This is a genomic window from Rhizobium quercicola, assembly GCF_021168455.1.
In the GTDB taxonomy this organism is placed as follows: Bacteria; Pseudomonadota; Alphaproteobacteria; order Rhizobiales; family Rhizobiaceae; genus Ferranicluibacter; species Ferranicluibacter quercicola.
On record NZ_JAJOZR010000011.1, the window covers coordinates 131792 to 158037 of the forward strand.

26 protein-coding genes and 1 tRNA gene are annotated in these 26246 nt (G+C 64.0%); 19 read left to right on the forward strand and 8 right to left on the reverse strand.

Going from position 1 to position 26246, the window contains the following annotated elements; genetic code table 11:
- Positions 1 to 11: 11 nt before the first annotated feature.
- Positions 12 to 2060, reverse strand: coding sequence for an ATP-binding protein (locus LRX75_RS17400; protein ID WP_231815943.1), 2049 nt, complete (start codon positions 2058 to 2060; stop codon positions 12 to 14).
- Positions 2061 to 2439: 379 nt separating this feature from the next.
- Here LRX75_RS17400 and LRX75_RS17405 point away from each other — a divergent pair, with 379 nt between their 5' ends.
- The 4 genes from LRX75_RS17405 to ilvN all read left to right on the forward strand — a co-directional run bounded on the left by LRX75_RS17405 (position 2440) and on the right by ilvN (position 5574).
- The gene (locus LRX75_RS17405) at positions 2440 to 4224 is read left to right on the forward strand and encodes an acetolactate synthase 3 large subunit (protein ID WP_269456251.1); all 1785 of its coding nucleotides are present in this window, start codon (positions 2440 to 2442) and stop codon (positions 4222 to 4224) included.
- An 86-nt stretch (positions 4225 to 4310) separates the two neighbouring features.
- Positions 4311 to 4595, forward strand: coding sequence for an AbrB/MazE/SpoVT family DNA-binding domain-containing protein (locus LRX75_RS17410; protein ID WP_231815945.1), 285 nt, complete (start codon positions 4311 to 4313; stop codon positions 4593 to 4595).
- Positions 4579 to 4983: a type II toxin-antitoxin system VapC family toxin gene (locus tag LRX75_RS17415; protein ID WP_231815946.1), complete on the forward strand. Its 405-nt coding sequence runs from the start codon at positions 4579 to 4581 to the stop codon at positions 4981 to 4983. Before LRX75_RS17410 ends, LRX75_RS17415 begins: the two co-directional genes overlap by 17 nt.
- 18 nt (positions 4984 to 5001) lie before the next feature.
- The gene (ilvN, locus tag LRX75_RS17420) at positions 5002 to 5574 is read left to right on the forward strand and encodes an acetolactate synthase small subunit (RefSeq protein ID WP_231815947.1); all 573 of its coding nucleotides are present in this window, start codon (positions 5002 to 5004) and stop codon (positions 5572 to 5574) included.
- A gap of 117 nt (positions 5575 to 5691) precedes the next feature.
- Here ilvN and LRX75_RS17425 read toward each other — a convergent pair whose 3' ends face one another.
- Positions 5692 to 6534, reverse strand: coding sequence for an aldo/keto reductase (locus LRX75_RS17425; protein WP_231816011.1), 843 nt, complete (start codon positions 6532 to 6534; stop codon positions 5692 to 5694).
- Positions 6535 to 6603: 69 nt separating this feature from the next.
- Positions 6604 to 7698 (reverse strand): AbrB family transcriptional regulator, encoded by a 1095-nt coding sequence (locus LRX75_RS17430; RefSeq protein WP_231815948.1) that lies wholly within the window; start codon positions 7696 to 7698, stop codon positions 6604 to 6606.
- Positions 7699 to 8000: 302 nt separating this feature from the next.
- Between LRX75_RS17430 and LRX75_RS17435 the strand changes: the two genes are divergently transcribed.
- Positions 8001 to 9128 carry an ATP-dependent DNA helicase gene (locus tag LRX75_RS17435; RefSeq protein ID WP_113148945.1) on the forward strand — a complete coding sequence of 376 codons (1128 nt, stop codon included), beginning with the start codon at positions 8001 to 8003 and terminating at the stop codon, positions 9126 to 9128.
- Positions 9129 to 9170: 42 nt separating this feature from the next.
- On the opposite strand, the gene LRX75_RS17440 is transcribed toward LRX75_RS17435, so the two are convergent.
- Positions 9171 to 10430, reverse strand: a complete 1260-nt coding sequence (locus tag LRX75_RS17440; protein ID WP_338110335.1) for a hypothetical protein — start codon at positions 10428 to 10430, stop codon at positions 9171 to 9173.
- Between the two features lie 551 nt (positions 10431 to 10981).
- Between LRX75_RS17440 and LRX75_RS17445 the strand changes: the two genes are divergently transcribed.
- Entirely contained in the window at positions 10982 to 11737 is a 756-nt protein-coding gene (locus LRX75_RS17445) for a pyridoxine 5'-phosphate synthase (RefSeq protein WP_231815950.1), read from the forward strand.
- Positions 11738 to 11758: 21 nt separating this feature from the next.
- Here LRX75_RS17445 and LRX75_RS17450 read toward each other — a convergent pair whose 3' ends face one another.
- The gene (locus tag LRX75_RS17450; protein WP_231815951.1) at positions 11759 to 12643 is read right to left on the reverse strand and encodes an SDR family oxidoreductase; all 885 of its coding nucleotides are present in this window, start codon (positions 12641 to 12643) and stop codon (positions 11759 to 11761) included.
- A gap of 195 nt (positions 12644 to 12838) precedes the next feature.
- Between LRX75_RS17450 and LRX75_RS17455 the strand changes: the two genes are divergently transcribed.
- Complete coding sequence (locus LRX75_RS17455) at positions 12839 to 13201, forward strand: winged helix-turn-helix transcriptional regulator (RefSeq protein WP_113149632.1); 363 nt, start codon at positions 12839 to 12841, stop codon at positions 13199 to 13201.
- A gap of 10 nt (positions 13202 to 13211) precedes the next feature.
- Here LRX75_RS17455 and LRX75_RS17460 read toward each other — a convergent pair whose 3' ends face one another.
- On the reverse strand, positions 13212 to 13934 hold the full coding sequence (locus LRX75_RS17460) for an aspartate/glutamate racemase family protein (RefSeq protein WP_231815952.1): 723 nt from the start codon (positions 13932 to 13934) through the stop codon (positions 13212 to 13214).
- A gap of 164 nt (positions 13935 to 14098) precedes the next feature.
- On the opposite strand from LRX75_RS17460, the gene LRX75_RS17465 reads away from it, so the two are divergent.
- A complete protein-coding gene (locus LRX75_RS17465) occupies positions 14099 to 14563 on the forward strand; it encodes an Lrp/AsnC family transcriptional regulator (RefSeq protein WP_231815953.1) in 465 nt (154 codons plus the stop codon).
- Between the two features lie 41 nt (positions 14564 to 14604).
- On the opposite strand, the gene LRX75_RS17470 is transcribed toward LRX75_RS17465, so the two are convergent.
- On the reverse strand, positions 14605 to 15051 hold the full coding sequence (locus LRX75_RS17470; RefSeq protein WP_231815954.1) for a hypothetical protein: 447 nt from the start codon (positions 15049 to 15051) through the stop codon (positions 14605 to 14607).
- Positions 15052 to 15218: 167 nt separating this feature from the next.
- Here LRX75_RS17470 and LRX75_RS17475 point away from each other — a divergent pair, with 167 nt between their 5' ends.
- The 4 genes from LRX75_RS17475 (at position 15219) to LRX75_RS17490 (ending at position 19749) form a co-directional block, all read left to right on the forward strand.
- Positions 15219 to 15872: a TetR/AcrR family transcriptional regulator C-terminal domain-containing protein gene (locus LRX75_RS17475; protein ID WP_269456252.1), complete on the forward strand. Its 654-nt coding sequence runs from the start codon at positions 15219 to 15221 to the stop codon at positions 15870 to 15872.
- 37 nt (positions 15873 to 15909) lie between these two features.
- Positions 15910 to 16929, forward strand: a complete 1020-nt coding sequence (gene ilvC, locus LRX75_RS17480; protein ID WP_092984265.1) for a ketol-acid reductoisomerase — start codon at positions 15910 to 15912, stop codon at positions 16927 to 16929.
- 547 nt (positions 16930 to 17476) lie between these two features.
- On the forward strand, positions 17477 to 18706 hold the full coding sequence (locus LRX75_RS17485) for an aminotransferase-like domain-containing protein (protein ID WP_231815956.1): 1230 nt from the start codon (positions 17477 to 17479) through the stop codon (positions 18704 to 18706).
- 95 nt (positions 18707 to 18801) lie between these two features.
- A complete protein-coding gene (locus LRX75_RS17490) occupies positions 18802 to 19749 on the forward strand; it encodes an SHOCT domain-containing protein (RefSeq protein ID WP_231815957.1) in 948 nt (315 codons plus the stop codon).
- 47 nt (positions 19750 to 19796) lie between these two features.
- Here the strand turns inward: LRX75_RS17490 and LRX75_RS17495 are convergent, their stop codons facing one another.
- The gene (locus LRX75_RS17495; protein ID WP_231815958.1) at positions 19797 to 20855 is read right to left on the reverse strand and encodes an aldo/keto reductase; all 1059 of its coding nucleotides are present in this window, start codon (positions 20853 to 20855) and stop codon (positions 19797 to 19799) included.
- A gap of 166 nt (positions 20856 to 21021) precedes the next feature.
- Between LRX75_RS17495 and LRX75_RS17500 the strand changes: the two genes are divergently transcribed.
- From LRX75_RS17500 to arsC, 7 genes are all read left to right on the forward strand, one after another.
- Entirely contained in the window at positions 21022 to 22125 is a 1104-nt protein-coding gene (locus LRX75_RS17500; RefSeq protein WP_231815959.1) for an endonuclease/exonuclease/phosphatase family protein, read from the forward strand.
- Positions 22118 to 22888: an NUDIX hydrolase gene (locus LRX75_RS17505; RefSeq protein ID WP_231815960.1), complete on the forward strand. Its 771-nt coding sequence runs from the start codon at positions 22118 to 22120 to the stop codon at positions 22886 to 22888. The genes LRX75_RS17500 and LRX75_RS17505 overlap by 8 nt, the downstream gene beginning before the upstream one ends.
- Positions 22889 to 22978: 90 nt before the next feature.
- On the forward strand, positions 22979 to 23896 hold the full coding sequence (locus tag LRX75_RS17510; protein ID WP_231815961.1) for a PhzF family phenazine biosynthesis protein: 918 nt from the start codon (positions 22979 to 22981) through the stop codon (positions 23894 to 23896).
- A 97-nt stretch (positions 23897 to 23993) separates the two neighbouring features.
- Positions 23994 to 24069 (forward strand) — tRNA-Lys (locus LRX75_RS17515).
- 138 nt (positions 24070 to 24207) lie between these two features.
- Positions 24208 to 24567 (forward strand): ArsR/SmtB family transcription factor, encoded by a 360-nt coding sequence (locus tag LRX75_RS17520; protein ID WP_231815962.1) that lies wholly within the window; start codon positions 24208 to 24210, stop codon positions 24565 to 24567.
- A gap of 106 nt (positions 24568 to 24673) precedes the next feature.
- Positions 24674 to 25714 (forward strand): ACR3 family arsenite efflux transporter, encoded by a 1041-nt coding sequence (arsB, locus tag LRX75_RS17525; protein ID WP_231815963.1) that lies wholly within the window; start codon positions 24674 to 24676, stop codon positions 25712 to 25714.
- A 4-nt stretch (positions 25715 to 25718) separates the two neighbouring features.
- Complete coding sequence (gene arsC / locus LRX75_RS17530; RefSeq protein WP_231815964.1) at positions 25719 to 26141, forward strand: arsenate reductase (glutaredoxin); 423 nt, start codon at positions 25719 to 25721, stop codon at positions 26139 to 26141.
- Positions 26142 to 26246 lie beyond the last annotated feature (105 nt).

Consider the following 26246-nt stretch of genomic DNA (forward strand, 5'->3'; position numbering starts at 1 on the left):
CAAGCGTCGGCCTACTTCCGGATCATGCTGCCGAGCGGCTTCCTAAGCAGGCTTTCGCGAAGGGATGGCGTACGCGGGGATGCCGACGGGTCGTCCGGTGCCTGCGGCGCGGGCGCTTCGGGCGGGCGCCGGTCGGTTTCGCCGCCGAGGATCTGCCGGCGATACGCGTTGAAACGGTCGGCCTGCGGATTGGATACGGGATCGGGGTGCTGCGGCTCGACGCGCGGCAGCATGTCAGGACGATAGCTTTCGAGCCTGCTCGATCCGGCCGGTATCTCCGTTCGGTTCGGGCTTTCGGGCCGCTCGGGTACGCGCGGCGAAAACGGCGGCGGCTCGAGGCTTTCGCCGAAGGCGAGGCCGCCGGCTCCGATGGTCGCGGGTGAGAATGGCGTTGCGTCGCCGCCGGAGCTTGCGCGCATGCGCGCAACGATCGTGCGCAGGTCGACATTCGCCGGCGTATCGTCATCGGCCTTCATCAGCCCGCCGGCCGCCTTTGGCAGGCGGCTCTCCGGTATCCGCTCGAAGCGCATGCGCATCGGGACGGAGACAGCCTCGCCGAAGGCGATAGCCTCGCCGTTTCCGATCGAGGAGAGGAAGCTCATGGTCGAGACGGACGAGTCCGGAATGGCCGAGCGGATGATGTCCTGGTCGCGATCGTTCGACAGGCGCATGGCAAACACCGTCGAGCACTGCGAGAGGATCGTCGGATCGAGTTCGCCCGGGCGCTGGGTGATCATGCCGAGCGAGACGCCGTATTTGCGTCCTTCCTTGGCGATGCGGGCGATGGCCTGGCGCGTCGGCAGGAAGCCCAGCGACTGGTCGGACGGGACGTAGCGGTGGGCCTCTTCGCAGACGACGAGCATGTGGACGCCGCCATTGCTCCAGAGGCCGATTTCGAACGCCATGCGGCAGAGCACCGAGGCGACCGAATTGACGACCTCCGAGGGGATACCCGCCAGCTGGAACGTGGTGATGGGGCGGCCGTCGCCCGGAATGCGGAAGATCTTGGCGATCGTCTCCAGGATCGTGTCGTTGATCGTGTTGGAGGAAAACATGAAGGTGTAGCGCGGGTCGTTGACCGCCGCCATGATGCGGACCTTCAGCGAGCGGAGCGACGGCTTTTCCGTGCGGCCTTCCAGCCGGCCGATGCGCTCGTCGATCAGCGCCATCAGGTCGGCGATACGATAGGGGACGGGCGTATCCGCCGTCAGCGAGCTCTTTTCCGTCTGCCGCCGCATCAGGCCGCCATCGCCCTTGAAGCCTTTCTTGGCCTCGGGAATAAGGTCGCGCAGGATATCGAGTTCCTCGGCAACGGCGGGGCGCCCGCGGAAGACGACCTCCGCAAACTCCTCGAGCCGCATCAGCCAGAAGGGCAGGTCCAGCGTGTCGGTGTCGATGACCACGGCATGGTCGGGGAAGGCGGCGGCGAACTCGTTGTGCGGGTCGAGGATCAGGATGCGCAGCTTGGGGTCCGCTTCGATCGCCTTGCGCAGGAGCAGCGTGACGGCCGTCGATTTGCCGACGCCGGTGGTGCCGACGACGGCGAAATGCTTCGAGAGCATGGAGGGAATATGGATCGCCGCATCCAGGCTTTCGTCCTGCGTCAGCTTGCCGATGGTGAAGCAACCGCCGCGGCCGGTGTCATAGATGCGCGCGAGATCGGCCGTGCGGATGCGATGCGCGATGGCGCCGAGATAGGGATACTGGCTGATGCCGGCGGAGAAGGCCTCGTGCCCGTCGCTGTCGACGCGGACTTCGCCCACCAGTTCCACGTCGATGCGGAAGATGTTGTCCTGCTGCTCCGCCCAATTGTCGTCGCTCGTGCGCATGGAGGACACGAGAGCGACGACGCGATTGACGCCGACGGTGATGGAGACCAGCCGCCCGACGGACCAGAGTTCCGTCAGCGACGTCTCGCCGTTCTCGGCAAGGGCCGCAATGGTCGCGCGAGAACCGTTGCAGGCGATGACGCGTCCGAGGAAGCGATTGCCCCGGGCGACCGTATCGCGCCTGTCCGCCTCCGCTGTCCGGCCGTCGGCCTGAAGTTCGTTGTTCACCACGTCGCAACCCCGCTTACAGGGCGGAATGTAAGCGACGGACTTTAAGAAGATGTTTCCCTTTGGCTATTTTTGATTTTCCCGCTGTCAGGACATTGCGGTACCAAGGTCGATCGAGACGGGGTTTTTGCGCTGCCGCCGCAAGAGGGCGCCCGCCCGGCAAAGGTGTAAAAAGCGTTGACGGCGCGGCCGAATGCCGATATCAGTGCGCCCTATGAACATTCAAGCAAACATTCTTGTGGTGGGATCGCGCATGGGCAGGATGGTGTAACCATCCGGCGACAGCCACCCATGCGCAAACCAAGGCTCCTGACGGGGCCTTTTTTTATGCCTTCGAACAAGCAGAACACGGGATCGAGACATGTCGGGCGGAAATAGCGAAATGGATGCAGCGAGCAAGGATAACAGGATGACGGGCGCGGAAATCGTTCTGCGCGCTCTCAAGGATAATGGCGTCGAGGTCATCTTCGGCTATCCCGGCGGTGCCGTCCTTCCGATCTATGACGAAATCCACCAGCAGGAAGACATCAAGCACATCCTCGTCCGTCACGAGCAGGGCGCCGGCCACATGGCTGAAGGCTATGCGCGGTCCACCGGCAAGGTTGGCGTCATGCTCGTCACCTCCGGCCCCGGCGCGACCAATGCCGTGACGCCGCTGCAGGACGCGCTGATGGACTCGATCCCGCTCGTCTGCCTGTCCGGCCAGGTCCCGAGCTCGCTCATCGGCTCGGATGCCTTTCAGGAATGCGACACGGTCGGCATCACGCGCCCCTGCACCAAGCACAACTGGCTGGTCAAGGACGTCAACGAACTGGCCGCCACCATTCATGAGGCGTTCCGCATCGCGCGGTCCGGCCGTCCCGGCCCGGTTCTGGTCGATATTCCCAAGGACATCCAGTTCGCGACGGGCACCTACACCCCGCCCTCTGCCGTTCCGATCCAGACGAGCTACCAGCCGAAGGTCGATGGAGACATCCGCCGGATCGAGGAAGCCGTCGCGCTGATGAAGACGGCGCGCCGTCCGATCATCTATTCGGGTGGTGGTGTCATCAACTCCGGCGACGCCGCGACGCGTCTGCTGCGCGAGCTGGTGTCGCTGACCAATTTCCCGATCACCTCGACCCTGATGGGGCTCGGCTGCTATCCGGCCTCCGGCACCAATTGGCTTGGCATGCTGGGCATGCACGGCACCTACGAGGCCAACATGGCCATGCATGATGCCGATGTCATGATCTGCATCGGCGCGCGCTTCGACGACCGCATCACCGGACGGCTGAACGCGTTCTCGCCGAACTCCAAAAAGATCCACATCGATATCGACCCGTCCTCGATCAACAAGATCGTCCGCGTCGATGTGCCGATCGCCGGCGACGTCGGCCGGGTCCTGGAGGACACGGTTCGCCTCTGGCATGCCGGATCGGCCGATCTCGACACGGCGCGGCTCAACGATTGGTGGGGCGACGTCGCGCGCTGGCGGGGACGCAAGTCGCTGTCCTACAAGCCGAGCGATGATGTCATCATGCCGCAATACGCCATTCAGCGCCTGCATGCGCTGACGAAGGATCGCGACACCTACATCACCACGGAAGTCGGCCAGCATCAGATGTGGGCGGCACAGTTCTACGGCTTCGAAGCGCCGAACCGCTGGATGACGTCGGGCGGCCTCGGCACGATGGGGTATGGTTTCCCGGCCGCCATCGGCGTTCAGGTCGCGCATCCCGACAGCCTCGTCATCGACATCGCGGGCGATGCCTCGATCCAGATGTGCATCCAGGAAATGTCCTGCGCCGTCCAGTACGGGTTGCCGGTCAAGATCTTCATCCTGAACAACCAGTACATGGGCATGGTGCGCCAATGGCAGCAGCTGCTCCACGGCAACCGCCTCTCCAACTCCTACACGGAAGCCATGCCGGACTTCGTCAAGCTGGCGGAGGCCTATGGCGGCGTCGGCATTCGCTGTGAAAAGCCCGGCGAACTGGACGATGCGATCCTGCGGATGATCGACAGCCCGGCACCCGTCATCTTCGACTGCCGTGTTGCAAATCTCGCCAACTGCTTCCCGATGATCCCGTCGGGCAAGGCGCATAACGAAATGCTGCTGCCCGACGAAGCCACGGACGAAGCGGTCGCCACAGCGATCGACGCCAAGGGCCGGCAGCTGGTTTGATTGCGAGAACGGGACGCGGTAGTGTCACGGCGTCCCGTTCGAGAGAGGTGAGGGCCATGGCGAGAGTGAGGATGTCGGAGACCGGAATGGTGGAACTGCCACGGGCACTCCGCGATGCGATCGGACTGGTTCCGGGCGGTGAAGTCGATATCACCGAAAGCGCGGGAAAGCTGGTCGTCGTGCCGGTGGGAGCCGTGATGGAGGACGCTGCGCGCCAGCGCACGGTGACGATGGAACAGTTGCTTGCCATGGCACTGCCGTATGACGGGCCTCCGATTACGGATGAGATGATGCATCGGGCTATCGACGCTGAGGCTATCAGGATGTGGGCGGCGTTCGAGAAGCAGTCTACCGATGATGCTAACGATTGATACGAACGTCCTCGTCCGGATGCTGGTGCAGATCGATCCTGGTCAGGGAGCGATCGTCAGACGGCTCGCAGCGGCGAACACGCTGATGATTCTCTGCAGCGTCCTGCTCGAAACGGAATGGATTCTGCGAAGCATCGTGAAAGCGGACGCACAGAGCATCAATGCGATGTTTCGTGTTCTGTTAAAAACACAAGGTGTCATCGTCGACAATTCGGACAATGTCCGCCGTGTTCTGGATCTCCATCAGGCCGGAATGGACTTTGCGGATGCCATGCATCTTTGCCTCAGCGATGAGGCCACCACCTTCGTCACCTTCGACCGCGATCTCGTGCGGCGGGCGAGACGGTCCTTGCCAAGTGCCAGCGTTGAACTGGCAGACACACTCTAGAGGAAACGGATCCAGACCATGAACGCCCACCTACAGCCGACCGGCTCGGCCTATTTCATCGCCAAGGAAACCGAGATTGCGGAGAAGCATACGCTGTCCGTTCTGGTGGCCAACGAGCCGGGCGTTCTGGCGCGGGTGATCGGGCTGTTTTCCGGGCGCGGCTACAATATCGAAAGCCTGACCGTGTCGGAAACCGAGCACGAGGCGCATCTCTCGCGCATCACGATCGTGACGCGGGGGACGCCGCATGTTCTCGAACAGATCAAGTCGCAGCTCGAGAGGCTGGTGCCGGTCCACCGCGTCGTGGATCTGACGGTGCGGGCCGGCTCGCTCGGCCACGACCGGCCGATCGAGCGCGAGGTTGCGCTGGTGAAGGTCAAGGGAACGGGCGAAAACCGCGCGGAGACTCTGCGCCTTGCCGATGCCTTCCACGGCAAGGTGGTCGATGCGACGGTGGAGCATTTCATTCTGGAGATCACCGGCAAGTCGTCGAAGATCGACCAGTTCGTCGCCGTGATGAAGCCGCTCGGCCTCTTGGAAGTCTGCCGCACCGGCATCGCCGCGATGAATCGCGGTGCGCAGGGCATGTAATAATGCTCTGTCTTTCAAACGGTTGAGGCGGATTTTGCGGATAGCGAATCCGGTTCCTCATGCATCGAATCACCCACGAAGGCCGCGCTTCCACAAGAAGGCGCGGCCTTTGTCGGTTCAGATCATTTCGAGAGGGCGTTTTCGCGTGGGCGGCGGGAAGGCGGCGTCGAGCATCGCCTTGTCCTCATCCGTCAGGCGGATGTCCAGCGCGGCGAGGTTCTCGCGGATGCGGTCGGGGCGGCCGGTCTTGGGGATGGCGATGACGTCCGGCGTCGACAGCACGAAGGCAAGCGCAATCTGTGCGACCGTCGCACCGTGCGCGGCGGCAACGCGCTTCAGGGTGGCGTTGCCGAGCAGACGACCTTCGTCCAGCGGCGAGTAGGCCATGATCGGAACACGCCTTTCGGCGCACCATGGCATGAGATCGAAGGCGATGCCCCGGCGCGAGAGGTTATAGAGAACCTGATTGGTCGCCATCCTGCCCGGCGCCAGGTCCTCGACCTCCTCCATGTCATCGACATCGAAGTTGGAGACGCCCCAGGCACGGATCTTCCCGTCCTGTTGCAGGCGCTCGAAGGCTTCCAGTGTTTCGGACAGGGGAACGCCGCCGCGCCAGTGCAGGAGGTAGAGGTCGATGTGATCGGTACCGAGCCGCTTCAGGCTGTCCTCGCAGGCGCGCAGCGTCCTTTCGCGGGCGGCGTTTGAGGGCAGCACCTTGCTGACGATAAAGGCGTCATCGCGCCGACCGGCAACGGCCTCGCCCACCACGCGTTCCGCACCGCCATCGGCATACATTTCGGCCGTATCGATCAGCGTCAGGCCGAGATCGAGACCCATCCTAAGGCTTGAGACTTCGTCCGCGCGCGCGGCGTGGCTTTCCCCCATGTGCCAGGTGCCTTGGCCGAGAACGGGAACCGAGGGTGCATTGGGGAAGGTGGTGCTGGGCAAGGGGGTGGTCATCGTCATCATGCGTATCCTCTTCGTGTCGTCAGGAGGATATAGGTGCATGCGGGGCGGACGGAAGAGCTGTCAGTCCAGGGGCGGCCGGGCGCCGGCGCGCCTGGCGACGAAGCGGGCGAGCGGCGGGCCCATGGCCATGACGAGGAGCAGCCGCGCCGTCTGCAGGGCCATGACGAAGGATAGGTCCACATTGCTGGAGGCCGCGATGATGGCGATCGAGTCCATGCCGCCCGGGCTGGTCGCGAGATAGGCCGTCAGTGGATCGATGCCGGCGGTCTGCGTCAGGATGAAGGCGAGGATGCCGGATATGCCCATCAGCACGAGGATGGAGGCGACGGTCGGCAGGAGGACGCGGCGGGCATGGGCGAGGATCGGGCGGGTGAAGCCGAGGCCGATATTCCAGCCGAGCGCGGCATAGCTGATGGCGAGCAGCCATTCGGGCAGATGGATGTGAACGGCGCCGGTGACGCTGAGCAGTCCGCCGATGAGGAACGGCATCAGCAGGACGCCGGCCGGGATGCGCAGGTACCAGCCGAGCATGCCGCCGAAGACGGCAACGGCGAGTGTCTGGGCGAGCGAGAGCGCCGCGATCGGCGCGAACCAGACGATCGCGGTGCTGGCGCCTTCCAGCCCTGCCCAGTAGCGCGCGACGAGGGCCGCCGCCGCCGCGACGAAGACCACGCGGAGATATTGCATGAAGGCGACCAGCCGCACATCGGCGCCATAGGCTTCCGCCATGACCATCATCGTCGTGGCGGCACCCGCCGAACAGCCCCAGATGGCCGTGGTGCCGGGCAGCACGTTGAGCCGGGTGATCATGTAGCCGCTCAGCGTGCTCATGGTGATGACGCAGAGGATGATGCCGAGGAAGAGCGGCCAGTTTCCAAGAAAGGTCCCGACGATGTCGCCGGTGATGGAGCCCGCGATCATGGTGCCGATGAGCGTCTGGCAGGCGAGGACGAACACGCGGTTGAGGCGAATGGTGCCGCCGTTCAGACCGACGATGCCGCCGGCGACCATGGGGCCCATCAGCAGCGCTGCCGGGATGCCGAGTGCTTCAAGACCGCCGGCAATGGCGACCGAGAGGACCAGCAAGAGCGCCCATTGGACGCCGTGCGACCGCCGGGCAAGGCCGGTCTTCAGGGGAGAGGGGTGTGATGTCATCAGGCAAGCCGATCTCGGGCATCTCCGGCCGAAACATGAGGGTTCGGCGCAGGACATGCGGAAAAGCGATGGCCAGATCGTCTCCGGGGCGCTGAAGTTTACCGGAGAGGCTCGGACCGGAGGAGGGACATCCGGCGCGCGTGGCGCACGGGTGCCTGTCTTCCGCGCGTTAAGAACCATGGGCGCCCGGAAGTCAAGGTTCCGGGGCGGCGGCCGTCCGCATCTTGACGTGTGGTGCGTCCATGCCCGGAAAGCGCATGGCCGGGCTTGCGCTCCGGCGCCGAATCCTGCCACGTCGTTCCATGGAATTTGCACCCCAGCAGGATGAGGCGCTGAAGGCCGTCAGCCAGTGGCTGAAGGCCGGGCGCAAGCCTCTGTTCAGGCTGTTCGGCTATGCCGGAACCGGCAAGACGACGCTTGCGCGTCATTTCGCCGAGCATGTCGATGGCGAGGTGCTGTTTGCCGCCTTCACCGGCAAGGCGGCACAGGTGCTACGCTCCAAGGGCGCGTCCAATGCGAAGACGATTCATTCGCTGATCTATCGACCGCGCGGCGAGGAGGAGGTTTCCGACGAGGAAACCGGCAAGACCTCGGTCTCGCCGATGTTCTCGATCAACCGCCAGAGCCCGGTCGCGAAGGCTGCGCTGATCATCGTCGATGAATGCTCGATGGTCGATGAGGCGCTCGGCAAGGACCTGATGAGCTTCGGCACGCCGATCCTCGTTCTCGGGGACCCCGGGCAGCTGCCGCCGGTGTCCGGTGGTGGATATTTCACCAATGACGAGCCCGATTACCTTCTGACCGACATTCACCGGCAGGCGCGCGACAACCCGATCATCAAGCTCGCCATGCAGGTGCGTGAGGGCAAGGAGATCATGTTCGGCGACTACGGCACGGCGAAAATCATTCCGAAGTCCGAGGTGACGCAGGATCTCGTGCTCAAGGCCGATCAGGTGCTGGTGGGTACCAACAAGACCCGTCGGCGCTACAATACGCGTCTGCGGGAACTGAAGGGCTTCACGACGGAATATCCCCAGTCGGGCGACAAGCTGGTCTGCCTGCGCAACGACCCTGCGAAGGGGCTCCTCAACGGCTCTCTCTGGCAGGTCATGACTTCGTCCAAGGAGACGGTGAAGCCGGGAATCAACCTGATGATCCGGCCGGAAGACGACGACATCGATCGCGGCGCGGCCAAGATCAAGCTCCTCAAGACCGCCTTCGAGGATGTCGAGGGCGAAATTCCCTGGTCTACCCGCAAGCGCTATGACGAGTTCGACTACGGTTATGCGCTGACGGTGCACAAGGCGCAGGGGTCGCAGTGGAACGACGTGGTTCTCTTCGATGAAAGCTGGGCTTTCCGCGATACGCGCGAGCGCTGGCTCTACACGGCCATCACGCGTGCTGCGGAAACGCTGACGATCGTGCGCTGATCCGGACCGGGGCTTCGGCGTCCGGGGGGATGCGTTCACCCGTCAGGGGTGAACGTTCCGCTTCAACTCGCTGGCACTGATGATGAATTCGTGGTCGTTCTTGCGCTTGCCCAGCAGCTTTTCCTGACAGAGGCGTGCCTGCTTCAGGGCATCCCGGCTTTTCTCGCGGCGATAGGTATCCGTGATCAGCATGCACTGCATCAGCGGGCTCGATATCCCCTTGTCTACGGCATAGTGGAAGAGGTCGCCATTGGTCGCGAGCGTTCTCGCGGCGATGCCGAGGCTTTCGAACAGCAGGTCGAAATCGTTGGAGAGGTTCTCGTTGTCGATCCAGATCTGGGAGACGAGATCGCCCGTCGCATCGCTCGATACCGTGACGCGCGTCTGCCCATCGGTCTCCGCGGGGCTGATGGCAATCGTAAAGGCGAGGGGACTCTTCGACGGTGTCAGCGAGGCCGCAACGCCCTTCTGCGGAGCCGGGATGATGACCGTGTAATAGTCCATCGCAGCGCGGATCTCTCCGGCCAGCTGTGCCGCGAGGCTCGTCTGTGCGCCATCGGCGCGGACGGTCACACGGGGCAGGCCGATATCGTCCGCCTTGGTGGAGAGCGAAAGGCGGGCCTGGACCTGCGGGCTGACGCCGAGCGCCGTCGAACTCAGCGGCGCGAAAAGAAGCAGGGGAAGAAGGGAGATCATCGCGACGGGCGATGCGAGCGGAGCCGGAAGCCAGCCGGGCCGCGTCCGCCGGGTGATCGACAGGCGGGATTTCACCCGCTCGCCGGCCGCCACAGGCGTCGGCGCGGTCACCGTGTTCTCGTTCGCTCCGTCCGCGGGCGGCGCCTCGCCGACGCGCCCGACCGGCTCTGTCTGCTCAGACACCACCTCGAGCACCGCTGCGGGACCGACGACGTCCGCCGCCGTCTCGGTGATGGTTGGTTCCGGAAGCACCGCTACCGGCGGGCGTCGCAAATAGACGGGCGCATATCCGCCTTTCGGGATCTCGATCTGCCAGACGGCATCCTTCCCATCGGTCTCGTAATAGGCTGTCAGAAGCTTACGCAGTTTGCCGGCGTGCACGCGGACGAGGGGGTCGCTGTCGGCGTTGAAGGCATCCGGCCGGCGGAAAACGTCCACGGCGATGGTGTAGCCCTTCAGCTGCGTGGCCTGTCCGGCCAGGTCCTTCGTCACGACATAGGAAAGGAACGCGCGCAGGCGTTCGGAGCGCGCAAACGTGGTGCTGGACAGCACATCGGCGAGGGCCGTGCGCATTTCGGTATCGGTTGGTCTGTCCAACGGCTTCAAGACACTGTGCCTCCTTCCTCTGAAAACGGCCTGCGGGCCAGCCCCGTCCAAGGGGCTCCTGCATCACGGCAATTCTCGACGTCCTCGATGCGTATCAAGCACTTCATATGCGGTCTGACCAGTCGGAGGCATGCTACCACACAAACAAATTTCATCACCGTTCCGCATCGAATGACCCTTTAGGGTTGCATGACGTCATTCTTCCGCGCCGCTCGGCATACGGCTCTCAGAGCCATCCTTGGGGGCGCGCGACTCGATGCCGTCACACACGGTTCTGCGTGCCTATTGTTCGTCTTCGCTTTCCTTCTAGCAAGGTCCGATATGCGCATCGTTTAAAAATGATGTTTTTTACTTACTAATAATGGAGAAATAAACCGCTGACGTACCATCGCAGGGCGCCGGCCGGCCTATCGGTGCGGCGTCAGTCCCGAGGCGACCCGGAGGCCCGTCATGATCGGCCCCTCGTGGGGCGTGCCGGCTCTGGAACGGTGTCTCGCGGGATGGTAGAGGTGGCGTCGTCGTCCCGATTTCCCCGGTTCCATAGGTGTCTCATGCCCGCCAAGCTTTCGGTCAACCTCAACGCGATCGCCATGCTGCGAAACCGGCGCGATCTCCCCTGGCCTTCGGTCGTCGGCATCGGCAAGCGCGCGCTTGAGGCCGGCGCGCACGGGCTGACCGTGCATCCGCGGCCCGACCAGCGCCACATCCGGTTCTCGGATCTCGGCCCGCTGCGGACATTGATCGACGAGACCTTTCCGCAGGCGGAATTCAACATGGAAGGCTATCCGAATGCCGAATTTCTGGGCCTTGTCGAGCGCCATCGCCCCGAGCAGGTGACGCTGGTACCTGACGATCCGGCGCAGGCGACGTCGGATCACGGATGGGACTTCCGGGCAAATCAGACACTGTTGACGGACGTCATCGCGCGCCTGAAGGACCTCGGGCTTCGCGTCTCGCTGTTTGCGGATGGCGATGGCGACCGGGAAGCGCTCGAGATCGCACGGGCGACCGGTGCCGACCGGATCGAGCTCTATACCGGTCCTTACGGCGGCTGCTTCGGCGCGCCGGATCAGGCGGCGGCCATCGCGAAGGAGCTCGGGCGGACGGCGGAGATCGCCCGCACGCTCGGCCTCGGGGTCAATGCCGGCCATGACCTGACGGTGGAAAACCTGCCGCTTCTCGTCGAGCACGTTCCCCATCTGGATGAAGTCTCGATCGGCCATGGCCTGACGGCCGATGCGCTGGAATACGGAATGACGGAAACGGTTCGCCGTTTCCGTCGGGCCTGCGGCGAGGTCGTCGCCTGATCGCAGGCCCTTCCGGACCGATCAACCGGCAAGCGCTGCCGCGTTGGCGTCGAGGAAGGCCTTGAGGGACGTCGAGGGCCGGCCGGTCAGTGTTTCCACCGAGTCCGTCACGATCTCGATGTGCCCGAGCCGGGTGTTCGCGTCGAAAGACACGAATGTCGGGTTGAGGAAATCGGGCACGCCGGCGCCTGCCATGCCCTCGGCGAGCTGTTCATCGGTCAGGTTGACGACGGCGAGCGGCTTGCCCGAGACCGCGCTGACGAGCGCCGCCACCTCGCCATTGGTGTAGCCGACAGGGCCGGTGAGGGTGAGCGTGAGGTTGGCTGTTTCGTCGGACAGCAGCGCTGCGGCCGTTGCGGCGGCGAGATCGGCCCGGGCGACATAGGATGTCCGTCCATCGCCTGCCGAGGTGTACCACGTGCCGGACTGCAGCGCGTTCGGCAGCGACAGGAACAGGTTCTCCATGTACCAGCTGTTGCGAAGGATCGTGTAAGCCAAACCTGACGCCTTGATGGCCTCTTCGGTGCCCAAGTGATCCGGCGCGAAAGTGACGACCGACGTCTCGGGATTGGGCAGGGACGTGTAGAACAGGCGGCCGACGCCGGCGCGTTTGGCGGCGGCGACGGCATTGCGGTGCTGGGTCAGACGCTGGCCGGGAACGGCGAGCGCATCGGTCGAGATGATCAGGGCCTTGTCGATACCTGCAAAGGCAGCGTCGAGCGTGGCGGCGTCATCGAAGTCCGCCGTGCGCAGCGTTACGCCCTTCTCGGCATAAGCGGCGAGCTTGCCCGTATCGCGGCTGGCGGCGACGATATCGGCCGGTGCGACGTTTCCGGATGCGAGGAGGGCGTCGAGAACGAGACGGCCGAACTGGCCGGAGGCGCCGGTAACGAGGATCGTGGACATGGACTTCCTTCTCAAGAATGACGGCTGCCGCATTGCCGGCGAGGCCGATGAAAGATATGGTCTCGAAAAGAGACCTTCTCTTCATCCATGAGGAGGGCGCATCTGTAAAGGCGGCAGTTTTTTCGCCGATAGGCACAGAAAGGGAACCGACCGATGAACACGAATGTCCGCAAGACCCAGGGGGAAAGCGCCATCATGATCGGCGGCATCGTCTTCACGCCGGCCAACTGCCCCATGCGCGACGTGCTCGGCAACATCGCGGGCAAGTGGACGACGCTGATGATTCATGCGCTGAGCGAGGGACCGATGCGCTTTTCAGCGCTCAAGCGCACCATCCCGGATATCTCGCAGCGCATGCTGACGCAGACGCTGCGCGATCTCCAGCGCGACGGCTATATCTCGCGCACCGTCTACCCGACCAATCCGCCGAGCGTGGATTACGCCCTGACGGACCTCGGCCGCTCGTTCCTGACCGTGCTTCTGCCGCTCGTGGACTGGTCGACAAGCCACCACGGCGCCATCCGCGAGGCGCGCACCGCGTTCGACGCCGCAGGCTGAACCCGTCGCTTCAGGCTGCCTTGCGGCAGACGGTTTCGCCGGCTTCGTCGAGCGCGAAGGCGACGGCGGCCTTTGCATGGATGGCAGTCGAATCGAAGCCGGGCAGGGCGAGCGTATCGGGATCGAGGATCAGGCAGATCTCGGTGCAGCCGAGAATGACGGCATCGGCGCCCTGTGCCTTCGCTTTGGCGATCACCGCGTGCAATGCCTCGCGCGAAGCGGCGTGGATGTGGCCGGCGCAGAGCTCCTTGAAGATGACGTCATGGACAAGGGTGCGATCGTCGGCTTCGGGCACCATGACCGCGATACCGAGGCCCGCCATGCGGTCCGCGTAGAAGCCGTGTTCCATCGTATAGCGCGTGGCAAGCAGCAGCGGCCGGCGGATGCCGGCGGCGGTCATGGCCTGCGCCGTCTCGTCGATGATGTTGATCAGCGGCACGCCGATCGCGGCCTGCACCTCTTCGGCCACCAGATGCATCGTGTTCGTGCAGATCAGAACGCAGTCCGCACCGGCGGCTTCCAGTCCGCGCGCGACATCGGCCAGGCGCTTGGCGGCATCGGCCCAGCGGCCTGCCATCTGCAGATCGACGATCGACTGGAAATCCACGGAATGCATCAGGACCTCGGCCGAGTGCAGGCCGCCGAGGCGGGACCGCACCGCTTCGTTGACCATGCGGTAATAGACCGCCGAACTCTCGAAGCTCATTCCACCGATAAGGCCGATCTTGCGCATGATGCCGTTTCCCCTGCTTCGCTTGCGATGACGACCATGATGCGGCGGATTTCTTCTTATGTGATTGCATTTTCAGGTCCATCTGCGTCCCATCACGCAAACAAATTGCGCGAAAGTGTCAGTACGTGCAATATTTGCGCACCAAGCTGCATGGAGGCGCCTGAATGCTCGATGATCGTGACCGGAAGCTGCTGGGATTGCTGCAGGAGGATGCGGACCAGTCGGTGACGGTGCTTGCCGAGAAGATCCGCCTGTCGGTGTCGGCCTGCTCGCGCCGGATCCAGCGGCTGGAGGAGGCGGGCTATATATCGCGCCGAATTGCCGTGCTCGATCGCCACCGGATCGGCGTGCCCACGACGGTCTTTGCGCTGATCAAGACGACGCAGCATTCCGACGAGTGGATCGACGGGTTTCGCCGGATCATCCGCGACATACCGGAGATCGTCGAGGTGCACCGGCTGACCGGCAATTACGATTACATCCTCAAGATCGTGCTGCCGCGCGTCGAGCATTACGACGTGATCTACAAGCAGATCGTGCGCAAGACGGAACTTTTCGATGTCTCCGCGTCGATCTCGATGGAGGTCCTGAAAAGCGGCGGCGCGTTTCCGGTCGATTACGCCATCTAGAGAAAACTCACGATCTCATTGTTTCCAATTGCTCCAAGTCCTCAATTGTTGATGCTGGTGATGGCCCAGTGCGAGACGCCGCAGTCGTCCGTGTCGCAGATCGCCGCCATCCACAGGGCGCCATTGGCAAAGCCGACCCCGTCGCTGTTGACGATCAAGTCGCCATAGGCCTGTTCCGCCACGCTGTTCTGGGTCTCCTGCATCACCAGCTTCTCGTAATTCTCCACCATGTCGTCGTCCGACTGGATCTCATAGGTCTCGCCATTGGCGTTGATGGTCAGCGGGTAGGCGCCCAGATTGGCCACCGTGACCGGATCGCCGAAGCGCATCGCCTCTGTGAGCAGCTTGAAGCTGTCGTCGAAGCCTTGGGAATTGCCGTGCAGCGACTCGATCCGCTCCCGGGTCTCCGCCGTCGATTGCGCGAAAGCGAATGGCGCCGACGACAGCGCGGCGACGAGCGTGAAGGCGATGGCGTAACGCTTCGACATGGTGTTCCTCCGAATATCTCCGATCGATCTGTAGACCAGCCCGCGCGCAAGCGGGAGGTCCATTCTTATGTTTCCGCGTCTTCGATAAATTTCGATCCGGCGGCTTGACCGGCGGCAAGGCATACGGCATAAGCAGAACCGTACCGTACGGTACTTGTATTGGAGGTTTGTCGCCCGTGTCGTCTCTGTCCACCCAGCCGGAATTTTCGCCGCGCCAGAACGCTGTTCTCGACAGCGCGCTTCGGCTGCTGGTCGATGGCGGCGAGCGGGCCTTGACGACGGCAGGCGTTGCCCGGGCGGCGAACTGCTCCAAGGAAAGCCTCTACAAGTGGTTCGGTGATCGCGACGGCATTCTCTCGGCGATGATCGGCTATCAGGCGAGCAAGGTGCGCACGCTGGACGAGCGGGCGGAAACGCTGACGGCGGACAGCTTGCGTGCGCATCTCGTGGTTTTCGCCCGCGATCTGCTCGACGTCCTCAGCGGCGACGTTTCGCTGGCGCTGAACCGTCTGGCGATCGGGCAGGCGAGCCGCGACGGCTCGCATCTGGGGCAAATGCTGCAGGAGCGGGGACGGCGCCAGATCGGCAAGCGTGCCGGCGGATTGCTCGATGCCGGACGCCGGGCGGGCCTGCTGCGCTTTGACAATGGCGAGGAGGCCTATGGCATGCTCTACGGGCTCGTCGTCACCGATCTGCATCTTCGCATGCTGCTCGGTGAGGACATGAAGCTGACGAAACAGGATTTCAGCCGCAGGGCGGAGCGGGCGGTCGACGCCTTTCTCGATCTCTGCGGCACGAAGAAGGAAACGGCCAAGCCCTGAAGGCGGCCGAAGGTTCAACCAGGGAAGGATACATTCCATGCGCGTCTATTACGATCGTGATGCCGATCTCAATCTCATCAAGTCCAAGAACGTCGTCATCGTCGGCTATGGCAGCCAGGGTCGCGCCCACGCGCTGAACCTCAAGGATAGCGGCGCGACCAACGTCGTCATCGCGCTGAAGGCCGGTTCGCCGACCGTCAAGAAGGCCGAAGCCGACGGCTTCAAGGTCATGACCGTTGCCGAAGCCGCCAAGTGGGGCGACCTCCTGATGATGGCGACGCCGGACGAACTCCAGGCCGACATCTACAAGGCCGACATCGCCGGCAACATCCGCGACGGCGCCGCCATCGCGTTCGCTCACGGCCTGAACGTCCACTTCGGCCTTATCGAGCCAAAGGACACGCTCGATGTCGTCATGATCGCGCCGAAGGGCCCCGGCCACACGGTTCGCGGCGAATACCAGAAGGGCGGCGGCGTTCCCTGCCTCGTGGCCGTCGAGAAGGACGCTTCGGGCAATGCGCTCGATCTCGCGCTCTCCTACGCCTGCGGCGTCGGCGGCGGCCGTTCGGGCATCATCGAGACAAACTTCAAGGAAGAGTGCGAAACCGACCTCTTCGGCGAGCAGGTCGTTCTCTGCGGCGGTCTGGTCGAACTGATCCGCGCCGGCTTCGAAACGCTGGTCGAAGGCGGTTATGCGCCGGAAATGGCGTATTTCGAGTGCCTGCACGAAGTGAAGCTGATCGTCGACCTGATCTATGAAGGCGGCATCGCCAACATGAACTACTCGATCTCCAACACGGCCGAGTGGGGCGAATACGTCACGGGTCCGCGCATCATCACGGCGGAAACCAAGGCCGAGATGAAGCGCGTCCTGCACGACATCCAGACCGGCAAGTTCACGTCGGACTGGATGCAGGAATACCGTTCGGGCGCGGCGCGCTTCAAGGGTATCCGCCGCATGAACGACACGCACCAGATCGAGGAAGTCGGCGCCAAGCTGCGCGGCATGATGCCCTGGATCGCGAAGAACCAGCTGGTCGACAAGGCCCGCAACTAAGCCTGCGCGCATCGCATGCTGAGAATGCCGGGCTATCGTGCCCGGCGTTTTCGTTCCTGGCGGACATGGCCACCCATCGTTGTTTTGCAGCGCAAAAATGATTGTGCTTTGCAAAAAATTACATTGGAGGTTGCATGATTGCGCTGTTGGGTGCACACTGACCCTGTCTCGTTCCACATCGAGGAGGATAGTGTGATGACGACTGTGATGGAGTATTTCGCCTGGTTCGACTTCGCGATTCTCTGCGCCATCGGCGCCCTGATCGCGTGCAGTGTGACATCCGGCAAAGCGTAAGACGTGTCAGCCACGCTGATGCATGGGGAGGCCGGCCGAGGACCGGACCCTTCCCGAGAGACCTCGCCGGGCATGCGTGCCCGGCGCTCCACGTCGGCCTAAGATCTCCCGTGTCACCCATCCGCAGCACCCGACGCCCGCCTCTCTCGGCCACCCCGACGAGGGGACTTTTTCCGCTGATTTAGGTCAGTATTGTTGACTTATTCCACCTGCCGTGATGTGGTTCGGCAAAAGCATCATCGAGGAAACATCCATGCTGGACTGGGAATCCATTTTCGCAACGCGCTCGAGCCGCATGCGCGCGTCGGAAATCCGCGAACTTCTGAAGCTGCTCGATCGACCCGACATCATCTCGTTTGCCGGCGGCATTCCGGACCCGGCCCTGTTTCCGGATGCGGAATTCAAGACGGCCTATGCCGATATCTTCTCCGGGCCCTCGGTCGGTGCCGCCCTTCAGTATTCGGTGAGCGAAGGCTATCTGCCGCTGCGCGAATGGCTGGTCGGCGAAATGGCGAAGATCGGCATTCCCTGCGAGGCGGAAAACATCCTCATCACGTCCGGCTCGCAGCAGGCGCTCGATTATCTGGGCAAGCTGTTCCTGTCGCCGAACGATACGGCTCTGGTAACATGGCCGACCTATCTCGGCGCGCTGCAGGCCTTCAATGCCTACGAGCCGAACTACGACCAGCTGACGCCCGGCGGCAATCGCACGCCGGCCGCCTATCAGGAAACGGCGGCGAAAGCCGGCGGCCGCGTCAAGTTCGCCTATCTGTCGGCCGATTTCTCAAATCCGACCGGTGAAACCGTGACGCGCACCCAGCGCGAGGCGCTGATCGATATGGCCGACGAAATGGACATCGCCATCATCGAGGACGGTGCCTACCAGTCGCTGCGCTTCAACGGCGACGCGATCCCGCCGATCCTCGCGCTGGAGATCGCCCGCAAGGGCACCATCAACGAGACGCGCACCATCTATAGCGGCTCGTTCTCCAAGACGCTGGCGCCGGGTCTGCGCGTCGGTTTCGTCGTGGCCGCCATGCCGGTCATCCGCAAGCTCGTCCTGATGAAGCAGGCGGCCGACCTGCACTCCTCGACCATCAACCAGATGGCGATCTGCCATGTCGCCGAGCGTGGCTTCGACCGGCAGGTCGACAAGATCCGCTCCGTCTACAGCCAGCGCCGCGATGCGATGCTGAAGGCGCTGGAAACGCACATGCCCGACGGCGTGTCCTGGACGCGTCCGGAAGGCGGCATGTTCGTCTGGCTGACGCTGCCGGTGGGCATGGAGGGGGCCGCGCTGCTGGCCAAATCGCTGGTCACAGCCAAAGTCGCCTTCGTGCCCGGTAAGGCGTTCTTCGCCGATGGCTCCGGTGCCAACACGCTGCGCGTCAGCTTCTCCTGCGCCAACGAGACGATGATCGAGGAGGGCATCTCGCGCCTCGCCAACCTCATCCGCGGCGAAATACTCGCCAAGGTCGCCTGATCGTCTGCAAGCATCGCTCTATGTATTCGCGTACCACTCTGTCATGAGAGGGGTACGCGGCTTTCCCCGCGTGATGTCACCTGAGAGGACGATCGATGCAGGGCCAGAGCGATGCCACAAAAGCCTTTATTTCCGACCTCGCCGGCCGGTTTCAGCTGAGCGAAAGCGCTGTCACGGCCATGCTCGTTGCGGTCAAGCGCGGACACGGCACGATGGCGCAGTTCGATATCGCGGAACTCGGCGGTCACGGCCAGTGGATGCGCGGCGGCATGACCATGGTTGGCGATATGTTCAATCACGGCCTGAAGACCACGGTCGACAATCTCTGCAACAGCCTCGCGGACGCCCTGTCGTCCGGACGCATCGATCTGCCGGATGGTCCGAGCGGGCAGCACGCCTGGTGGCCGCAGTGGCTCGGCGTTCCCTCCAGCACCGGCGCGCAGAACGACAGCGCCTATGCCGTCTTCCCGTCCCAGCGCTGCCTTGCCATCAAGGACGGCGACGGCGTGACGCTCTACGATACGGAAGATCATCTGATCTCCGGCGTCGGCCAACAGCAGGGCATCGGGGGCTCGCAGACCTTTACCAGCCAGCGCGGGTCCTTTTCCGTCTCCGGCCTTCGCCGTCTCAACAATGGCGGGGATCTGCCCGGCGCCGCGCCGATCGGCAACCATGACAAGAGCCATGCCGGTGCCGGATATGCCGATGTTCCGGGCCGATCCGATCCCTGGTCCGCGCAACACACGGGCGCCGGCGAGACGGGCGGGGAAAGCTGGTCTTCCGCGCAGTCCGCGCCGCTCGCCGCCATCAGCCCTTCGAGCGCGTCGCTGGAGGAACGTCTGGTGGATGCAGCGGAATCCCGCACGGAAGCGTCCGCTCCCACATCGGATCGACCACTGCCCGCGGCCTCGACAGCCCAGCCGGCTTCGGACGGCCTGCAAGTCATCGCCTTGATCGAGAAGCTCGCTGCCCTGCGAACTGCGGGTATCCTGTCGGATGACGAGTTTTCCGCCAAGAAGGCCGAGCTGCTCAAGCGTCTCTGATCGCGGCTTCCCGCGGTGGACGATGGTCCGCCGCGGGCGCTCTGCCTTTACGCCTTGGCGATATGCGGGCCGAGGAGCGACAGATCGGCCTCGCCGAGACGCTCGGCGGCCGTCTGCATCTGGTGCCAATAGGGGTAGAGGATGGGCGGCGCGCTGACGGTGTCGAGGCGGTTGCGTTCGTCCTCCGTCAGTTTCAGATCGGCGGCCGCGAGATTGTCGCGGAACTGTTCTTCCGTCCGCCCGCCGATGATGACCGATGTCACCGCCTTGCGGCCGATCAGCCAGGCGAGCGCCACCTGCGCGGCCGACACGCCGCGGCTTTCCGCGGTTTCGACCAGGACGTCCACGATCGACCAGAGACGGTCGACGTCGCGGATCGGCGGTTCCGTCCAGCCGGCGGCCTGACGGCTGCCCTCCGGCGTGTGGTTGCGCCGGTGCTTGCCGGAGAGCAGGCCGCCGGCGATCGGGCTCCAAACGAGAACGCCGAGGCCCTGGTCGATCGAGATCGGCAGCAGCTCGTATTCGGCCTCGCGCGCTTCCAGCGTGTAATGGATCTGCTGGCTGACGAAGCGGTGGCGGTGGTCGCTGGCGCTGATGCCCATGGCCTTCATGATGTGCCAGCCGGAGAAGTTCGAGCAGCCGATGTAGCGCACCTTGCCGTGCTGCACGAGCGTGTCGAGCGCCGCCATCGTCTCGTCCAGCGGCGTCTGTCCGTCCCACTGGTGGACCTGGTAGAGGTCGATGACGTCGGTGTTCAGCCGTTTGAGGCTCGCCTCGCATTCGCGGATGAGATGGTGGCGCGACAGGCCCTGATTGTTGATGCCGTCACCCATGGGAAAGCGCGCCTTGGTCGCGATCAGCACGTCGTTCTTGCGCTTGCCGCCTAGGACCTCGCCGATGATTTCCTCCGAGGCTCCGGCGGAATAGGCGTTGGCGGTGTCGATCAGGTTGACGCCGGCGTCGAGGCACATGTCGATCAGCCGACGGGCCTCGTCCACGCCCTGGCTGCCGACCATCGAGGCCCAGCCCTTGCCGCCCATGGTCATCGTCCCCATGGTGATGGTGGAGACCTTGAGGCCCGAGCGGCCGAGATTGCGGTATTCCATGCTGATTCCTCCTGTTGTCCGTCGTGCAGAGCCAGATAGGGCAGGGCGACCTTTGCGGGAATGACGGTTCCGGCAGATGAGCGGTTGCTTGCGTGAGCACCGCCTCTTCCACGCTTGCCTCTTTCGCCGTCCCGTCTATGGTCGGGACGAGACAGCGGATGCCTTCATGACCCTTCGACTTGCCACCTTCAACATCGAAAATCTAATGCGCCGGTTCGATTTCTCCGGCTTCCGCAATCCGTCCAAGCAGGATCGCGTGCTTCGCCTGTTCGATATAGGCAACGAGGCGGCCTATGAGCGTCTGGAAGAGGCGCGCACCATCACCCATGCCGACGACACGCGGCAGATGTCGGCGCTGGCGATCGCCGATTGCGATGCCGACATTCTCTGCCTGCAGGAGGCGGACGACATCGCCGCGCTGGAGGCCTTCGAATATGGCTATCTCTACCGGATGATGGGCAGCGGCTATCGCAAGAAGGTGCTGATCGAGGGAAACGACGGACGCGGTATCGACGTCGCGGTGATGATGCGGGAGACGACGCGCGACGGCGAGGCGATCGTCTGCACCGGCGCTATCTCGCACGCCGCACTGACCTATGCCGATCTCGGCCTTCACGATGCGGAGATCGCCCGCACGAATGTCCCGGAGGACCGCATCTTCCGCCGCGACTGCCTGCAGCTGGAGCTGACGATCGGGGGACGGCCGCTGACGCTGTTCGTCGTCCATTTCAAGTCGATGGGCCCGAGCCGGGACGGGGTGGACGGCCGGCTCTCCACCATGCCGGTGCGGCGTGCCGAGGCGCTGGCGGTGCGCAGCATCATCGAGAAGCGGTTCGCCGGCCATCTGCAGGCCGCAAGCTTTGCGATCTGCGGCGACATGAATGACTATCGCGAGCGCATCGACGTCACCGGCGACCGTCGCAACGGCTACGGTTTCGCGCCGGCAGCGGACACCTCCGCAGCGCTCGACGTGTTCGCGGCGGACGGCTTCGCCGAAAACGTCGTCCAGCGGCGACCGGTGCTCGATCGCTGGACGCTGTTCCACAGCCGCGGCCCGGCGGAGCGTCATCTCTGCCAGCTCGACTATATCTGGCTGTCGCCGGCGCTGGCGATGCGCAATGCCGGCGCCGTGCCGGAGATCATCCGCGCCGGTCAGCCCTATCGCACCGTATTTCCGCCGGGCCAGGACGTCGAACGGTATCCCCGCACCGGATGGGACCGGCCCAAGGCATCGGACCATTGCCCCGTCGTGGTGGCTCTGGATGTTTGAGGCGCCGCAGATCCATACGCAGGGCAACTCCGGCATCGGGGCCGGCTGGCCCGCGGAAGGCACGATCTTTCCCGTCGCCGGCACCGATCTGCGGGTCCTGCCGGGGTCGCATCCCATCCTTGCCCGGCATGGTCCCGAGATCGCGGCGAACTGGGAGCGGGAGCATGCGGCCAATCCTTCGCTCTTCAACGGCGAGATGGTGCTGCAACACCGCCTGACCGTGGATGCCGGTACGATCGTCGGCGAGGGCTATCTCGCGCCCTATGCGGCATTTCTCTGGTGGCGCAACGTCTCCCGGCCTCCGGTCGCCTGCCACCTCGCGGCCATTCCCGTGATCGAGACTGCCGACGGGGCTGTCATCGCGGTGCGCATGGGCGCGCGGACGGCCAATCCGGGCAAGGTCTATTGCGCGGCGGGCTCCATCGACGCCTCCGACATCGTGGAGGATGCCCGCGGCCGGGTTTGCGACGTGCCGGGCAATATGCGCCGCGAGGTACTGGAGGAAACGGGACTCGATCTTGCGGAGGCGCAGGCCGGGCCGTTCCAGGCTCTGCATATCCATGGCGCCGTCACGCTGTTTCGCAGGCTCCGCTTTGCCGAAACCTCGGCCGCCATCCTCGAGCGCATCCGGCTGCACGTCGAGACGGCCGAGGAGGAGGAGATCGACGGTGCGGTCGCGATCTTCGATGCCGATCCCGGGCGACACAACTACCAGCCCTTCATGCGGGTCATTCTTGCGCACATCTTCGGACAGCCGCGATGACGTTTTGGCCTTGCCCCCGGCGGAGCGCGAAGGCAAGGTCCGCGGGCGACCGGTGATACCGAGGCGGCCGCACGGAATGGGAGAACGGATTTGGCACGCCGCTACGCGATCTACGACGTCTTCACCAGCGAGAAGCTTCAGGGCAACCCGCTCGCCGTTGTCTTTGACGGAGACGGACTTTCGACCGAGGCCATGCTGGCGATCGCCGGCGAATTCAACCTGTCCGAGACCGTATTCGTCTGCCGGCCGGAAAATCCGACCTCCGCCGCGCGACTGCGGATCTTCACGCCGGGTACCGAACTGCCCTTTGCCGGGCACCCGACCGTCGGCACGGCCGTGGCGCTCGCGGAGGCCGCACAGGCGGGCGAGGGGGTGAACCGCGACCTGGTGCACGTGCTCGAGGAGAGCATCGGTCCGGTGCGCTGCGCCGTGAAGCTGCGGCCGGGGGAGGCAGGCTTTGCGGAGTTCGACCTGCCGCGCAAGTCGGTGCGGCTCGATGCACGCTTCGACATCGGCCGGCTTGCCGATGCGCTCGGTTTGAAAACGACCCAGATCGGCTTCGAGAATCACGTACCGGCGCTCTGGAGCGCGGGCGTGCCCTTCGTGGCCGTGCCGCTGCACGACCTCAATGCGATGACGGATGTGGAATTCGACGCGGGGCGCTGGGAGCAGATCGCGCCGATGGCCGACGGCCGTCTGGCGAGCGCCTATCTTTATTGCCGCGGCGGCATCAACCACACTGCCCGCTTCCATGTCCGCATGTTCGCGCCCGGCATGGGCATTCACGAAGACCCGGCGACCGGTGCCGCGCTCGCCGCCTTCTCGGCTGCCATCCATTGTTTCGACAAGCTCACCGAGGGCCATCACAGCTTTCTCGTGGAGCAGGGCGTCGAAATGGGCCGGCCTTCCTTCCTCCACCTTCATCTCGACATCGCGAATGGCGATATCGCCGGTGCGCGGATCGGCGGGCAGGCGGTCAAGATCGCCGCCGGCGAACTCTATCTCTGATAATTCGCCCTTTCCACGGATTCCTGTCCGCGACAACTGGACAAGCCGCGCGAAGGCCTTTATACGCCGCGTCAGACCGCAGCAATGCAGTCCTCGTGGGTGATTAGCTCAGTTGGTAGAGCAGCTGACTCTTAATCAGCGGGTCGTAGGTTCGAACCCTACATCACCCACCAAAATCTCCCGTTTCATCTTCTGGCTGACGTTTTTCCTATTCATCGTCACAATGGACGTCCTGCGATCGATCCGACCGTTTGGGCTGTCTCGCACCGTCATATGCTTGACGTCGATCAGATATCTGATTATCTGGATATATGGAATCCACATCCGCCATCGATGCGCTCGGCGCCCTTGCACAAGCCACCCGGCTGGAAACCTTTCGTCTGCTGGTTCGACATGAGCCCGAAGGGCTGCCGGCCGGCGAGCTCGCGCGGCTTCTCGGCGTGCCGCAAAATACCATGTCCGCCCATCTTGCGATTCTGTCCCGCGCGAACCTTGTCGCAGGCGAGCGCTTCAGTCGATCGATCGTCTATCGCGCGAAGATCGATGCACTGCGCGAGCTGACGCTGTATCTGGTCAAGGATTGCTGCGGGGGACATGCGGAGATGTGTGCGCCCCTCATCGCCGCACTGACCCCATGCTGCGCTTCGACAACGCCGGGTGGGCCGCAATGACCCGCGTGCGATGCCCGGAAATCTCGGTGTGCGGTTGCAGCGAGGCCGTCGTGTCGACCTTTGAGAATGCCGTTCATGAACGCCAAAAGAGAGATTTGGGACTCTGATGTCGACGTTCGAACGCTACCTGACCCTGTGGGTCGCTCTCTGCATCCTCGTCGGCATCGCCCTCGGGCACCTGATGCCCGGCGTGTTTCAGTTCGTCGGGGCGGTGGAGGTGGCCAAGGTCAACCTGCCGGTGGCGGTGCTGATCTGGCTGATGATCGTTCCCATGCTGCTGAAGATCGATTTTGCCACGCTGGCCCTCGTCGGCCGCCACTGGCGCGGCATCGGCATTACTGTGTTCATCAACTGGGCGGTCAAGCCATTCTCCATGGCGCTGCTCGGCTGGTTGTTCATCGGTTGGCTGTTCCGGCCGTACCTGCCGGAAACGCAGATCGACAGCTACATTGCCGGCCTCATCATTCTTGCCGCCGCACCCTGCACGGCCATGGTGTTCGTCTGGTCGAACCTCACGAAGGGCGAGCCGCATTTCACGCTGAGCCAGGTCGCCCTCAACGACGCGATTATGGTAGTCGCCTTCGCGCCGATCGTCGCCCTGTTGCTCGGGCTCTCCGCCATCACTGTCCCGTGGGATACGCTCATCCTCTCGGTGGTGCTTTACATCGTCCTGCCGGTCGTCGTCGCGCAGCTGCTGCGCCGGAGCACGGATGTCGAGCGTCTGGCCGTCCGTCTGCAGCCGGTGTCGCTGCTGGCGCTTCTGGGCACACTCGTGCTCCTGTTCGGTTTCCAGGGCGAGCAGATCGTCGCGCAGCCGACCGTGATCGCGCTGTTGGCCGTGCCGATCCTCATTCAGGTGTATCTCAACGCCGGCCTCGCCTATCTGCTCAATCGCGTCAGCGGCGAGGCGCACTGCGTTGCCGGGCCCTCCGCACTGATCGGCGCCTCGAACTTCTTCGAGCTGGCGGTTGCAGCAGCGATCAGCCTGTTCGGCTTCACGTCCGGTGCTGCGCTCGCAACCGTCGTCGGCGTTCTGGTCGAGGTGCCGGTGATGCTGTCCGTCGTCTGGATCGTCAATCGCAGCAGGGGCTGGTACGAACGCGGCGCCGCCGTTCGGACCCATGCCGCAACCATCGGGAAGGCCTGAGACCATGGATGTCACCATCTACCACAATCCCGCCTGCGGCACCTCGCGCAATACGCTGGCGATGATCCGGAATGCGGGGATCGAACCCACCGTGATCGCCTATCTGGAGACGCCTCCGACCCGCGAGCGGCTGGTGAGGATGATCGGCGATGCCGGTCTGACGGTAAGGGGCGCCATCCGCGAGAAGGGGACACCCTATGCGGAGCTGGGTCTCGATGATCCGGACCTCTCCGATGACCAGTTGCTCGACGCGATGCTGGCGCATCCGATCCTGATCAATCGTCCCTTCGTGGTAACGCCGATGGGCACGCGCCTTGCCCGTCCCTCCGAACGGGTGCTGGACATCCTGCCGGAGACCCATACCGGCGCCTTCGCCAAGGAAGACGGCGAAGAGGTTCTCGACGTCGAGGGCAAGCGCATCGTTTGATGGCCGGCCGGCCCTGTCCCGTTTCCCTTCACCGCACCTTGCCACGGTTCGCCGAGGCAAGGGAGAGCGGCGTGACCCCAGACGCAGCAAGGCCGGGCGATGTCG

Bases quoted from the DNA above. Each gene is read 5' to 3' on its own strand.
- LRX75_RS17405 (WP_269456251.1), top strand. From the start codon at position 2,440: ATGGATGCAGCGAGCAAGGATAACAGGATGACGGGCGCGGAAATCGTT.
- LRX75_RS17410 (WP_231815945.1), top strand. From the start codon at position 4,311: ATGGTGGAACTGCCACGGGCACTCCGCGATGCGATCGGACTGGTTCCG.
- LRX75_RS17415 (WP_231815946.1), top strand. From the start codon at position 4,579: ATGATGCTAACGATTGATACGAACGTCCTCGTCCGGATGCTGGTGCAG.
- ilvN (WP_231815947.1), top strand. From the start codon at position 5,002: ATGAACGCCCACCTACAGCCGACCGGCTCGGCCTATTTCATCGCCAAG.
- LRX75_RS17425 (WP_231816011.1), bottom strand. From the start codon at position 6,534: ATGACCACCCCCTTGCCCAGCACCACCTTCCCCAATGCACCCTCGGTT.
- LRX75_RS17430 (WP_231815948.1), bottom strand. From the start codon at position 7,698: ATGACATCACACCCCTCTCCCCTGAAGACCGGCCTTGCCCGGCGGTCG.
- LRX75_RS17435 (WP_113148945.1), top strand. From the start codon at position 8,001: ATGGAATTTGCACCCCAGCAGGATGAGGCGCTGAAGGCCGTCAGCCAG.
- LRX75_RS17445 (WP_231815950.1), top strand. From the start codon at position 10,982: ATGCCCGCCAAGCTTTCGGTCAACCTCAACGCGATCGCCATGCTGCGA.
- LRX75_RS17450 (WP_231815951.1), bottom strand. From the start codon at position 12,643: ATGTCCACGATCCTCGTTACCGGCGCCTCCGGCCAGTTCGGCCGTCTC.
- LRX75_RS17455 (WP_113149632.1), top strand. From the start codon at position 12,839: ATGATCGGCGGCATCGTCTTCACGCCGGCCAACTGCCCCATGCGCGAC.
- LRX75_RS17460 (WP_231815952.1), bottom strand. From the start codon at position 13,934: ATGCGCAAGATCGGCCTTATCGGTGGAATGAGCTTCGAGAGTTCGGCG.
- LRX75_RS17465 (WP_231815953.1), top strand. From the start codon at position 14,099: ATGCTCGATGATCGTGACCGGAAGCTGCTGGGATTGCTGCAGGAGGAT.
- LRX75_RS17470 (WP_231815954.1), bottom strand. From the start codon at position 15,051: ATGTCGAAGCGTTACGCCATCGCCTTCACGCTCGTCGCCGCGCTGTCG.
- ilvC (WP_092984265.1), top strand. From the start codon at position 15,910: ATGCGCGTCTATTACGATCGTGATGCCGATCTCAATCTCATCAAGTCC.
- LRX75_RS17485 (WP_231815956.1), top strand. From the start codon at position 17,477: ATGCTGGACTGGGAATCCATTTTCGCAACGCGCTCGAGCCGCATGCGC.
- LRX75_RS17490 (WP_231815957.1), top strand. From the start codon at position 18,802: ATGCAGGGCCAGAGCGATGCCACAAAAGCCTTTATTTCCGACCTCGCC.
- LRX75_RS17495 (WP_231815958.1), bottom strand. From the start codon at position 20,855: ATGGAATACCGCAATCTCGGCCGCTCGGGCCTCAAGGTCTCCACCATC.
- LRX75_RS17500 (WP_231815959.1), top strand. From the start codon at position 21,022: ATGACCCTTCGACTTGCCACCTTCAACATCGAAAATCTAATGCGCCGG.
- LRX75_RS17505 (WP_231815960.1), top strand. From the start codon at position 22,118: ATGTTTGAGGCGCCGCAGATCCATACGCAGGGCAACTCCGGCATCGGG.
- LRX75_RS17520 (WP_231815962.1), top strand. From the start codon at position 24,208: ATGGAATCCACATCCGCCATCGATGCGCTCGGCGCCCTTGCACAAGCC.
- arsB (WP_231815963.1), top strand. From the start codon at position 24,674: ATGTCGACGTTCGAACGCTACCTGACCCTGTGGGTCGCTCTCTGCATC.
- arsC (WP_231815964.1), top strand. From the start codon at position 25,719: ATGGATGTCACCATCTACCACAATCCCGCCTGCGGCACCTCGCGCAAT.